This is a genomic window from Clostridium lacusfryxellense (assembly GCF_018861735.1).
Taxonomy (GTDB): Bacteria; Bacillota; Clostridia; order Clostridiales; family Clostridiaceae; genus Clostridium_AD; species Clostridium_AD lacusfryxellense.
Genome location: NZ_JAHLEB010000053.1, coordinates 21,226 through 33,517, shown reverse-complemented (window position 1 = coordinate 33,517; position 12,292 = coordinate 21,226). Strand labels below are relative to the sequence as shown.

Annotated in this window: 12 protein-coding genes; 9 read left to right on the top strand and 3 right to left on the bottom strand. The window is 32.7% G+C overall.

The genetic code is table 11. The features are described from left to right. Positions 1–106 precede the first annotated feature (106 nt). Positions 107–616 carry a dihydroxyacetone kinase transcriptional activator DhaS gene (gene dhaS, locus KPL55_RS21075; RefSeq protein ID WP_216308729.1) on the bottom strand — a complete coding sequence of 170 codons (510 nt, stop codon included), beginning with the start codon at positions 614–616 and terminating at the stop codon, positions 107–109. A 206-nt stretch (positions 617–822) separates the two neighbouring features. On the opposite strand from dhaS, the gene KPL55_RS21070 reads away from it, so the two are divergent. From KPL55_RS21070 to KPL55_RS21055, 4 genes are all read left to right on the top strand, one after another. Further along, positions 823–2,595, top strand: a complete 1,773-nt coding sequence (locus KPL55_RS21070) for an aminopeptidase P family protein (RefSeq protein ID WP_216308728.1) — start codon at positions 823–825, stop codon at positions 2,593–2,595. A 50-nt stretch (positions 2,596–2,645) separates the two neighbouring features. Then, positions 2,646–3,215, top strand: a complete 570-nt coding sequence (locus KPL55_RS21065) for a DJ-1 family glyoxalase III (RefSeq protein ID WP_216308727.1) — start codon at positions 2,646–2,648, stop codon at positions 3,213–3,215. A 75-nt stretch (positions 3,216–3,290) separates the two neighbouring features. Continuing rightward, positions 3,291–3,974, top strand: a complete 684-nt coding sequence (gene pnuC, locus KPL55_RS21060) for a nicotinamide riboside transporter PnuC (protein WP_216308726.1) — start codon at positions 3,291–3,293, stop codon at positions 3,972–3,974. Next, positions 3,971–4,999 carry an AAA family ATPase gene (locus tag KPL55_RS21055; RefSeq protein WP_216308725.1) on the top strand — a complete coding sequence of 343 codons (1,029 nt, stop codon included), beginning with the start codon at positions 3,971–3,973 and terminating at the stop codon, positions 4,997–4,999. Before pnuC ends, KPL55_RS21055 begins: the two co-directional genes overlap by 4 nt. 69 nt (positions 5,000–5,068) lie before the next feature. Here KPL55_RS21055 and KPL55_RS21050 read toward each other — a convergent pair whose 3' ends face one another. Continuing rightward, positions 5,069–6,433 (bottom strand): MATE family efflux transporter, encoded by a 1,365-nt coding sequence (locus KPL55_RS21050; RefSeq protein ID WP_216308724.1) that lies wholly within the window; start codon positions 6,431–6,433, stop codon positions 5,069–5,071. Positions 6,434–6,784: 351 nt separating this feature from the next. Here KPL55_RS21050 and KPL55_RS21045 point away from each other — a divergent pair, with 351 nt between their 5' ends. The 4 genes from KPL55_RS21045 to KPL55_RS21030 are packed head-to-tail and all read left to right on the top strand — an operon-like array spanning position 6,785 to position 10,642. Then, positions 6,785–7,813: an iron-siderophore ABC transporter substrate-binding protein gene (locus KPL55_RS21045; RefSeq protein WP_216308723.1), complete on the top strand. Its 1,029-nt coding sequence runs from the start codon at positions 6,785–6,787 to the stop codon at positions 7,811–7,813. After that, complete coding sequence (locus KPL55_RS21040; protein WP_216308722.1) at positions 7,810–8,808, top strand: FecCD family ABC transporter permease; 999 nt, start codon at positions 7,810–7,812, stop codon at positions 8,806–8,808. Before KPL55_RS21045 ends, KPL55_RS21040 begins: the two co-directional genes overlap by 4 nt. Beyond that, positions 8,805–9,836, top strand: coding sequence for a FecCD family ABC transporter permease (locus KPL55_RS21035; RefSeq protein ID WP_216308721.1), 1,032 nt, complete (start codon positions 8,805–8,807; stop codon positions 9,834–9,836). Before KPL55_RS21040 ends, KPL55_RS21035 begins: the two co-directional genes overlap by 4 nt. Further along, positions 9,836–10,642 carry an ABC transporter ATP-binding protein gene (locus KPL55_RS21030; protein ID WP_216308720.1) on the top strand — a complete coding sequence of 269 codons (807 nt, stop codon included), beginning with the start codon at positions 9,836–9,838 and terminating at the stop codon, positions 10,640–10,642. The genes KPL55_RS21035 and KPL55_RS21030 overlap by 1 nt, the downstream gene beginning before the upstream one ends. A gap of 75 nt (positions 10,643–10,717) precedes the next feature. Here the strand turns inward: KPL55_RS21030 and KPL55_RS21025 are convergent, their stop codons facing one another. Next, complete coding sequence (locus KPL55_RS21025) at positions 10,718–11,635, bottom strand: hypothetical protein (RefSeq protein ID WP_216308719.1); 918 nt, start codon at positions 11,633–11,635, stop codon at positions 10,718–10,720. 196 nt (positions 11,636–11,831) lie between these two features. On the opposite strand from KPL55_RS21025, the gene KPL55_RS21020 reads away from it, so the two are divergent. After that, entirely contained in the window at positions 11,832–12,245 is a 414-nt protein-coding gene (locus KPL55_RS21020) for an RrF2 family transcriptional regulator (RefSeq protein WP_216308718.1), read from the top strand. Positions 12,246–12,292 lie beyond the last annotated feature (47 nt).

Below are 12,292 nucleotides of genomic sequence, written 5' to 3'. Positions count from 1 at the left end.
GTAATAATCTGCTTAGTAAAAAAGCAAATAACCACTAGATAATAATTAGTATTATAGTTATAATTTGACTTAGGAATGCAGTTTCATAAAGCTATATTTTGACGCACTACATTCCATCAACTACTATTTCAGGTGGTTCTTTCATGCCTTGTTTAATCCATTGAGTGGTTATCCCTACAAAAGCGTGGCTATAAAAATCAGCAATAAATTTTTTATCTTTGTCTGAAACGTTCATTTCAATGGATAAATCATCCATAGCATTCATAATAGTTTCAAGACAAAATTCAAAAAAGTATTCGCTAAATGTATTTTGACCCGGGGTATTAAGCGCATTAATATAAAAGGATTTGTTTTTCATTAGGTATAACAAAGTTCTATACGTACCTTCAGTCCAGTTTCCATAATTTTTACAATCAGCGATACTTTCTGAAACCTCAGTATAATATATCCAATTTACAAGGTCAAACTTATCTTTAAAATGATAATAAAATGTTTTCCTATTAAGTCCACAGCTGTCTACAATTTTTTGTATTGAGATTTTAGCTAATGGAACTGTATCCATTAACTGCTTGATAGAAACAGCAAGGGCTTTTTTTGTTATTAATGATTCTGACATATTATCAATCCTCTAATCTCTGTTGAAGAATTTTTACGATTTTAGAATAACATTCATCATTCAGATTTGCAAACGATATTCTGATAGACAATTTTGAATATTGTTGTTTTATTCTGTTATAATTAAGACAAAGATACAAAATATTGTGAGTAAATGTTTGCAATGAAGATTGTAAGTGAAGTTTACAAACTATTGGGGTGATTAGGATGAGTGTAAAAGAAAGAATTGAACAATTAAGAAATGAAATGAGAGAAAGAGGAATAGATGCTTGCATTGTTCCTAGTTCGGACCCACATCAAAGTGAATATGTAGCAGAGCATTATACTGCTAGAACTTTTATGACCGGATTTACTGGTTCTGCTGGTACGGCAATTATAACGTTAACAGAGGTTGGTTTATGGACAGATGGAAGATATTTCGTGCAAGCAGAAAATCAATTAATAGATACAGGAATAAAACTATTTAGAATGGGCCAGGATGGTGTTCCAACTGTGGAAGAATTTTTAAAAGAAACACTACATCAGGGAGCAAAAATCGCTTTTGATGGTAAGGTAATTTCAGTGGAGTATTTTAGAGGACTAAAGAGTGCTTTAGAATCTAGTGAATTTTCCTATGAAGTTAATGAAGATTTAGTAGATATAATTTGGAAAGATAGACCGCAAAAACCTTGTAGTAAGGTAGTTCTACATGATGTAGCGTATGCTGGAGAGTCAAGAGAATCAAAACTTACTAAGGTAGAAAGTGAAATGGAAACTATGGGAGCAAACTACTATGTTATATCGGGACTTGATGACATAGCGTGGCTGCTCAACATTAGAGCGAGAGATGTAAAATGCAATCCACTAAGTATCGCTTATGTAGTTATTTCAGAGAAAAAATATTTTTTATTCATAGACGATGTGAAAATAAATTCAGAGGTCAGGCGAGAACTTGAAATGGCTAATGTAGAAATAATGCCTTACGAAGGCATAGGAGAATTTTTAGGAAGAATTAAAGATGGAGTTATATTGCTTGATGTTGCAAGAACTAGTACTTGGATTTATAGTTCCATAAAGATTAAGATTTTAGAGGCTATGGATATTACTACAAGATTTAAGGGTATAAAGAATGATATTCAAATTAAAAATGTTAGAAAGGCTATGCTGCGCGATGGTGTGGCTATGGTTAAATTTATAACATGGATGAAGAAAACCATAAAATTGCGTAATATTACAGAAATAGAAGCATCAGATAAAATCGAGGAGATAAGAAGTGCAGGAGAAAATTTCTATGATTTAAGCTTTGCATCAATTTCAGCTTATAGTTCAAATGCTTCTATGCCTCATTACTCCGCTACAGAGAAAAATCAAGCTACAATAAAGCCGAAGGGGCTTTATCTATTAGACTCTGGTGCTCAATATTTAGATGGAACAACAGATATTACAAGAACACTAGCTGTAGGTCCTTTAACTGTGGAAGAAAAAACAGATTTTACCTTAGTATTAAGAGGAATGATTGATTTATCGTTGCAGAGATTTTTATATGGAACTACAGGTTCAAACTTAGATATTATAGCTAGAATTCCACTTTGGAATGCAGGTATGGATTATAAGCATGGAACAGGACATGGAGTAGGTTTCTTTCTAAATGTTCATGAAGGACCACACAGAATATCTGTGATTCCTAATAATATTGTGCTTAAAAAAGGAATGGTAGTCTCTAACGAACCAGGAGTTTATAAAGCAGGAAAGCATGGTATAAGAATAGAAAACTTAGTTGTAGTTGCGGAAGATGAAAAGACTGAGTATGGTGGACAATTTATGAAGCTTGAGACTTTGACGTTATGCCCTATAGACTTAGAAGCTATAGAGGTATCTCTATTAACAAATGATGAAAAATCTTGGCTAAATAATTATCATAAAACAGTATTTGAGAAGCTTTCTACCTATTTACAAGGAGAAGAACTAGAATACTTAAAGCAAGCAACTGTGGCAATATAAATACAAACTTAAATAATGATTTTATGTGTTAAAAGAAGGAGAGGTTTAAATTGAAAAAAATTGCAGTTTTTTTAGCAGAAGGATTTGAAGAGGGTGAAGCATTATTTACGGTTGATGTTTTAAGAAGGGCAGGATTTCAATGCGATACTATAAGTATCAATGAAGACATGGTAAAAGGTTCTCATGGTATTGTGGTACTAGCGGACAAAATTATAAGTGATGAAATAAAAGAATACGATATGATTGTTTTACCTGGTGGATTACCTGGTGCAACAAATTTAAGGGATGATGAAAGGGTTATTGACCTAGTAAAATATTTTGATAAAGCACCGGAAAAATTTGTTGCGGCTATTTGTGCAGCACCAATCGTTCTAGAAAAAGCAGAAATTATCAAGGGACGCAAAATAACATCATATCCTAGTGAGGAATATACTACATTGTTTAAAGATGCAAATTATGTAGAAGATATCGTTGTTGTAGATGATCACTTGATCACTAGCAGAGGACCAGCTTCAACCCTGCCATTTGCGTATACATTAGTAGATGCATTAGGTGGCGATAGTAGTTTGTTAAAGCAAGGAATGCTTTATAATATGGTAAGAGAAAGTAAATTCGAGTAGATAAGATGCATATGAAAATAATACTTAATATATTACTTAAGTATTAAGTTATAAGCAATTATAAGGAGCGTGAATATGAAAATAAAAAACTGGAATTTGTATGAAATTATTTGGATAGTAATATTTTCAATGGTTGCAATTGTGCTAACAATTGTATGGAAGGATACTTTATTTGGATTTTCTGTATTTATGACAGGTGTATTGTGTGTTATTCTTGCAGCAAAAGGTAATATTTGGACATATTTTTTTGGCATGTACAATACTTTTGGATATGCTTATCTAGCATTTAATAATGGTTTATTTGGTGAAATGGGTTTAAATCTTTTGTTTTTCACACCTATGAATATTGTTGGATTTATCATGTGGAGAAACCGTATGTCAGGAAGTATTGTACAAATGAGGGGATTACGGAGCAAAGATAAAATATTAACAGCTATAATTTGTGTGCTAGGTAGTATTGCACTCGGTATTGGGTTATCGCTAATCAAGGGTCAAAATACTCCATATATTGATGCAATTACCGATATATTATCTATTGTAGCAACTTTTTTAATGGTATGGAGATATAAGGAACAGTGGTTATTATATATTGTTCTAAATATTTTTACTATAGTTATGTGGAGTATCAGAACAGTAAATGGAAGTCCTGATGGAGCCATGATGATTGTAATGTGGAGTGCATATCTTGTAAATGCATTTTATGGTTACTACAATTGGAATAAAGGGGCAATACAAAGTAAGGAGACAATCTCAATATGAAGAAAGTTGGATTAACGCTAGGGAAATTTGCACCGTTACATCAAGGTCATCAATTTGTGATTGAAACTGCATTAGAGGAAATGGATGAATTAATTATACTTATTTATGATACAACAGTAACAAACATACCTTTGAGTGTAAGGTCAAGCTGGATAAAAAAAATGTATCCAAATGTTACAGTTATTGAGGGCTTTGATGGTCCAAAGGGATATTCTAATGAAAGAGCCTATGAGATTTTAGAGGAGCAGTATATTATACGTATGCTGGATGGAAGAAGAGTAACCCATTTTTATTCTAGTGAATTTTATGGTGAACATGTAAGTAAGGCTCTTGGTGCTGTAGATAGAAGAATAGATGAAGAACGCGTGAGAGTGCCTATTTCTGCAACAATGATAAGAGAGAACCCATTTAAATATCGAGAGTTTATTAGTGATGTTGTGTATAAAGATTTAATCACTAAAATAGTTTTTCTAGGAGCTATGTCTACCGGTAAGTCGACTATAACCGAAGCATTAGCAAAAAAATATAAAACTAGATATGCAAGTGAATATGGGAGAGATTATTGGACAGAACATCAAGTGGATAGGCGTATAAGCTTTGATTCATTTGATGAAATTGCCATAGGACATATTAAGCGTGAAGAAGAAGCAATACTAAAAGCTAATAAGTATTTTTTTGTAGATACTAATGCAATAACTACTTATATGTTCGCCATTGATTATCATGGTAGAGCTCCAAAACTACTTACACAGATTGCACTAGAAAATGCACAACGGTATGATTTGTTTTTTCTATGTGATGATGACATTCCATATGATGATACTTGGGATAGAAGTGGAGATCAGAAACGCAAGACATTTCATAAGCAAATCATTGCTGATTTGCATGAACGTAGAATACCGTATATTACTTTAAGTGGTACTTTAGAGGAACGTATAAAGGTAGTTGATAAAATTCTTGCTGAATTTGAAAAGTATAATAACTATTTTGGAGAAAAGATTTTAAATAAACTTTATTCTAACTAACTTTTATTTTTAGTATTGGAGTAATTATGTTTATAAAATGGAATGTTAGAAAAATTTAAAATGGAAATATCAAGAGATAAGCACATGCTCCTTCCACTTCCCCTTTCTTAAACGCCAATAGTATATAATTCCTCGCGTTATCCAATCAAAGTACATAGCGATCCATAAACCAGTTATACCAAACTTCATTGTAATACTAAGCAAATATCCTAGAAAAACTCTGAAAAACCAAAGGCTTATTATAGAAACCACCATTGTAAATTTTGAATCTCCCGCTCCTCGCAGGCCAGATGGGATTATAAAGGATGCTGGCCAAAGAAGTGGTATTACAATAGCGTTTATACGAATAAGCATAGAGGTCAACCTAACTACTTCTGGATCTTTTGAGTAGATGGAGGCAATTACAGTTGCGAGTGGAAATATGAAAATGCTTACTAACACTTTACATACTGTTGCTAATTTTACAAGATAGATTTGGATTATCTGGGCCTCTTTATGGTCCCCTTTACCCATAAACTGGCCAACCATTGTAGTAGCTACAATACTTAAAGCGCTACCTGGGATAATAAGCAGTCCGAAAACAGACCATGAAATTGTATTAGAAGCTAAACTTACAGTGCCAAGTGAGATAATGAAGATTTGTTGAATGAATTTTCCAATATTAAAAATAAAAGTTTCTATTCCAGCGGGAAGACCAACGTTTAAAATTGTTTTTTGCAATGACATATTTAATCTAAATTCTTTTATAGTCTTAAATCTAATTCCTTTGCTATTACCCAAAAATGCATACATGAATAAAATAACACCTACAAGTCTTGCCACAGTTACTGCAATTGCTGCACCTTTTACTCCCATACCACTAAATAAAATTTTCATGTGAAGAATTTCTAAATTTACTCCATATATTAAAAAATAACTTAGAATGATGTTTATAATATTTATAATAATGTTGATTTTCATTGGCTTATCTTGATGCCCTGAGCCTCTTAATATTCCACTTACAACAAAAGAAAATGCAGTTAAAGGATAACTCAATAATGTAATACTGAAATAAACAGCTGAATAGCTTAGTACTTGTTTTTCAGCATTTCCAAAAAAAGATTGAAGTATAAGATCTCTTGAAAACCATATAATTAATGTTGTAATTATAGAAATAACTACTGCAGAAACTATTGATTGTATTGACGCTTCTTTTACACCTTTTATATTTTTTTGACCAGTATATTGAGCTACTACTACTGTGCCACCTATAGCAAGAGAATTAAAAAAGAATATGATAATGTTATTAAAGGAATCAACTGTTCCAATTGCTGAAATAGCTTCTTTACCGATACCACTGGCTATAATTGTATTCACTACTCCAATGGACATAATGAAAAACTGTTCTATAAAAACAGGAACAGCCATTTTATATACATCTTTCCTAATTCTCATGTTTATCTCCTTCTCGTATGCATTATATTGTATTGTTTAACTCTCTTAAATTGAGTTTTTTATTTCCAATGCTTTAGTGTTAGTATATCATAAACTTAAAAAATGAGGTTGGTGGAATTTTGTACGCCCAGAATGTTCGCAGAGCCTATGAAAATTTAGTTAGTGGAAAGTATGCAATTATAACATCCCAAACAAGCATGAATATAAAAATCTTTAAAATAATGTTGACAAACTTTGCTTATCAATATAAAATGATACAGAGATTCAATTGATAACCACTTTCATTATCAATAAAAGAATCAAATGAAAACTCAACTCAGTAAAATGAACACAACAATTAGGGGGACAATTATGAAATTAAAATCAATAAGTTCAATGATTCTTGCTTGCGCTTTACTAATAACTGGATGCTCAAGTGTAGCAGAAAAAAAACAAGACAAATCTAATGTGGTAGAAAGTGCTTCGACAACTTATCCAATTACAGTTAAACATGCTTTTGGAGAAACTGTAATAGAAAAAGAACCAAAAAATGTTGTTGCAATTTCTTGGAGTAATCAAGACACACCTTTAGCCCTAGGAGTAATACCCGCTGGTGTATCTAAGGCTAACTATGGTAAAACAGATAAAAATGGTTTATTATCTTGGACAGGAGAAAAATATAAGGAACTAGGAGTAGACAAACCAGTTGTTTTTAATGATGTAGATGGTTTAGATTATGAAGCTATAAGCAGTTCAAACCCAGATATTATATTAGCTGCATACTCAGGACTTACAAAAGAGGAATACGATTTATTAAGCAAGATCGCTCCTGTTGTTGCTTATCCTAAACTTGCATGGCAAACATATTGGAGAGATCAAATAGCAATTAACGCTACTGCAATTGGTAAAAAAGATGAAGGAACTAAATTAGTTTCAGATTTAGATAAGTTAATAGTAGAAAAAACTGCTAAGTACCCTAGCATTAAGGGTAAAAAGGTTGCATTTTGTTACTTTAGTCCTACAGACCTCGGTAAGTTCTACATATATACATCAACAGATCCTCGCGCGGCATATCTAATTGATTTAGGATTAGTAGAGGCCGAGAGTGTTAAAGAACTTGCAAAAACTTCAAAAAGCTTTGCTTTAGAAATTAGTTCTGAAAATATTGATAAGTTAACAGATGTAGATATGATTGTAGCTTATGGAAATGATGTTTTATTAAAACAACTTCAATCAGATAAGTTATTAGGAACACTTCCGGCAATTAAAAATGGTGCAGTTGCACTTATTGAAGATGGATCATCCTTGGCAGCATCCGCTACTCCAAGTGCATTATCTATTCCAGCAACAATAGATGAATATTTAAAGATAATTGGAGACGCGGCAGGCAAAGTAAAATGAGACCTACAAGGACAATAGGGATATATTTAGTAAGTATTATTTTCCTAGGTATATGTGTAATAACATCATTAGCGTTGGGGTCAAAAAACATAGAATTTAGTCAGGCTATAAATGCCTTGCTAAGTTCTAATGATACCTCTTTTGCTACACTCGTAGTACGTGAGCGTATCCCAAGAACAATTTTTAGTATTATTGCAGGGGCTTCTCTTGGAGTATCAGGAGCCATTATGCAATCAATAACTAGAAATCCAATAGCTGACCCAAGTATATTAGGAGTTAATACAGGTGCATCTTTATTTGTTGTAATTGGAATAGCATTTTTTAATATAAATTCACCAAATCAGTATATTTGGATTGCATTAGCTGGAGCAGGTATAACAACAATAGTTGTTTATGGCATAGCATCTATTGGAAATGGAGGAATGACTCCAATAAAGCTTGCCTTAGCAGGGGCTGCTACTAGTGCGGTATTATCATCTTTAGTAAGTGCAATTATACTTCCTAGAAGTGATGTTATGGATACATTTAGATTTTGGCAGGTTGGTAGTGTAAGTGGAGCAACCTGGGAAAGTATTAATTTAATACTACCATTTATAATAATTGGGTTAATGATAAGCATGGCATCAACACCAGCACTAAATGTTCTAGCATTAGGGGATGATGTTGCATCTGGTCTAGGTGTAAATGTAGGGATTATTAGAATTATATGCGCAACTTCCGGGGTTATACTATCCGGGGCAACTACTGCAATTGCTGGTCCTATTGGATTTATAGGGTTAATGATACCTCACAGCGTACGTCTTATTTTTGGTTCGAATTTGAGAGGTATTGTTCCAATGTCTGCTATTTGCGGGGCATCGCTTTTAATAATTTCAGATGTATTAGGAAGAGTAATTGGAAGTCCAGGTGAAATTCAGGTGGGTATTATTACTGCATTTTTAGGTGCACCAATTCTTATTATCATTGCTAGGAAAGCGAAGGTGAAAGCTATATGATACAAACTAATCGCGTTTTGATTAAACAAGGTTATACAAGAAGGAAAAATCGCTCCATCAGTGTTAACGTCATTCTACTCCTTCTAACAGTATGTCTTTGTGGCATGATGCTTTTATATGGTAAAACTAATTATGGACTAAGTACAGTTATAAGAGTTCTTAGTGGAGAACAAATACAAGGCGCCACATTTACTATAGAAGTCCTACGTTTACCAAGAATGCTTTGTGGACTTTTAGCAGGGATAGCATTTGGCATATCAGGAAATACATTTCAAACTATGCTAAGGAATCCATTAGCTAGTCCTGATATTATAGGTATAAGTTCAGGCTCTAGTATTGCAGCGGTTTTTTGTATATTAGTTCTTAATATGAGTGGAAGTGGTGTTTCTATAGCGGCAGTAATTTCTGGGCTCATAGTATCAACAATTATATATGTATTATCTAAAGGTTCAGGATTTTCAGGCAGTAGACTTATACTAATAGGAATTGGAATGCAGGCAATGATAAATGCACTTATATCATACTTATTGGTTAAAGCTTCACAAAATGATGCTTCCGTTGCACTTAGATGGTTAAGTGGGAGCTTAAATGGAATGTCTACTAAAGATGTACCAGCTTTATTTATAGTTGTTTTTATATTTGGAATTATTATATTATGTTTAACAAAGCAACTTCAAATATTGGAACTAGGAGATGAATTTGCAACTACTCTTGGTGTTAAAATAAATTTAATACGGATTATGCTAATTCTAAGTTCGGTATTTTTAATTGCTTTTGCAACGTCTATTACAGGACCTATAGCTTTTGTTGCATTTTTATCGGGGCCGATAGCATCTAGACTTGTTGGACCAGGAGCGCCAAATGTTTTAGGAGCAGGTTTAGTTGGAGCATTATTAGTACTTGGAGCAGATATGATTGGCCAGTTTGTATTTAGTATAAGATTTCCGGTAGGTGTAATTACGGGAATTTTAGGAGCGCCATATATGCTCTTTCTATTAGTAGTTATAAATAAAAGGGGACAAACATAATGACTAAAAAACAGCAATTATTTGAAGCAAAGGAAATAGTAACTGGATATGACAAAAAGATTATAATTGATGGAATTGACATAACTATTCCAAGTAATAAAATTAGTGTTATTATCGGCGCTAATGCATGCGGTAAATCGACTTTACTTAAAACACTTTCTAGGCTTATTAAACCCTTTTCGGGAGAAGTTGTAATTGATGGTAAAGAAATTACTTCAATGCCTTCTAAGAAACTGGCACAAGTTTTAGGTCTGCTTCCCCAATCACCAGTAGTTCCAGAAGGTATAACTGTTTGGGATTTGGTTTCAAGAGGTAGATTTCCATATCAATCATTTTTAAAAGGTATGGATAAAACTGATTTTGAAGCTGTAGAAGAAGCGCTTGTTATGATGGGAATAACAGAGTTTGCTAATCGTAGCGTAGATGAGTTATCGGGTGGTCAACGTCAGAGAGTTTGGATTGCTATGGCACTTGCTCAGCAAACAGATATACTTCTTTTAGATGAGCCAACTACTTTTCTTGACATTGCTTATCAAGTAGAGATTCTCGATTTATTAACAGACTTAAATCGTAAAAGAGGTACCACTATTGTAATGGTACTTCATGATATAAATCTATCTGCTAGATATGCAGATTATATGTTTGCTCTTTGTAAGGGGAAATTAGTTGATCAAGGCAAGCCATCAGAGATTATAACATCAGAATTAATTGGTACAGTATTTGGACTCGATTGTATAGTTATACAAGATCCAGTATCCTATTCACCTTTTATAATACCAAGAGGAAGACATCATGTTAATATATAAAGTTAATATATTAGCTTTTAAAATAAAGTTATAACAATTTCTATGCTTTGAATTGTTATAACTTTTTACGACTATTTATTTAAAATCATGTAAGGTCTTATTCGGGAGTTGTTTAAAAGCTTTGCCCGACGCTTTACTTATACATAACCGCCAATTAACTCCTTCTTGCGGGGCATATTCATTATAAATACTAAACACATAAAACTCACCACCATTAATTACTACTGTATCATTATATACTGGTGTTAATACAGTGTGATAATCTATCGATTCACCTCTTAAGTTATAACCTATCGCTAAAGCTTGCTCAAGTGTCATTCCCGTATCAACTTTATTCGTCTTAACGCCTGACATTTCATTAGTATATGAAGATTTGTTATATACGTATAAAGTATTGTCAGCATAATATCGATAAGCTTTTCTAGTCGTCTTATCAATACCTAATCGCCAGTCGGCTCCAACATCGTATCCATTTGAGTCATTAACTTGAAATATATAAAAATAATGACCACATACCCATTGTGGATCAGCACAAAGAAGTGTAAATGATATTTCATTAGTTCGTAAATTTTGAGCAATAGATTCAGCGCCTACGTAATTTAATTGTGCATTAAGCTTAGCAACTCTTATTTTCTCGTCTGAAATTTTCTTATTAGCTACTCTTGTGGTTTCTATTTTTGCGAGTCTTGCATTTTCATCTGCTATCTTTTTATCAGTAATGATTTTATCAGCTATAGCTTTATCAGCAATTTGCTTATCCGCAATCTTCTCATCTGATATTCGTTTATCTTCTTTAATTTTGTCAACTTTTGCTTTAGCTTGGGCCATATTAAACTCTTTAATTTTAAGCGCTTGCTCTTTTATAATTTGTTCTTTCTTATGGATATTAAGGCCAGTAGGTATTGCTATGGCTAAACATATCACCACAGCACTAAAAATAATAACCATTAACTTAGTTCTATTTTTGAATAGGGCACGTAGCTTTTCTATCATTAATAATCTCCTTGTCATTGCTAGTATTTATCTATATTGTTATTGTTATGATATGAATATGCAATTTGTGAATCATAAAGCTATTGTATCAATACAGTTAAGTAAATTATTTTTTGTAGGGTATTGACAAAGATAATTAATATCAGTATGATTAAAGACAAACACAGTCTGTAATATCTTTTAAGGAGGTTGTACTATGAAATATACAAAAGCAACAAACCATGCATTACATATTGTCGCGTATATGATTAAATATGATAAAAGTGATAATTTGAGTTTACAACCATTAGCAAAACACTTGAATATGTCTGCTACCTATCTTTCAAAGATTTTAACGCAGCTCGTAAAGGCTGATATAATACAGTCAACCCCAGGTGTGAATGGTGGTTATACATTGCGCAGAAAGAAAGAAGACATTTCATTTATGGATGTAATCAATGCAACCGAAGGAACTGGAGCGTTATTTACTTGTGACTCACTAGAGGACGACAAGTGTTATATTTTTAAAGTAATGACAGAAGCAGAAAATGTTATGGAGACGTATCTGCAAAATAAAAAGATATATGAAGGATTCCCAAGTACAATAAACAATGGAATATGTGAGGAATAATCCTTTCATATATTAATTAAGGATATTAAGAGTCTTTAATAACTTCT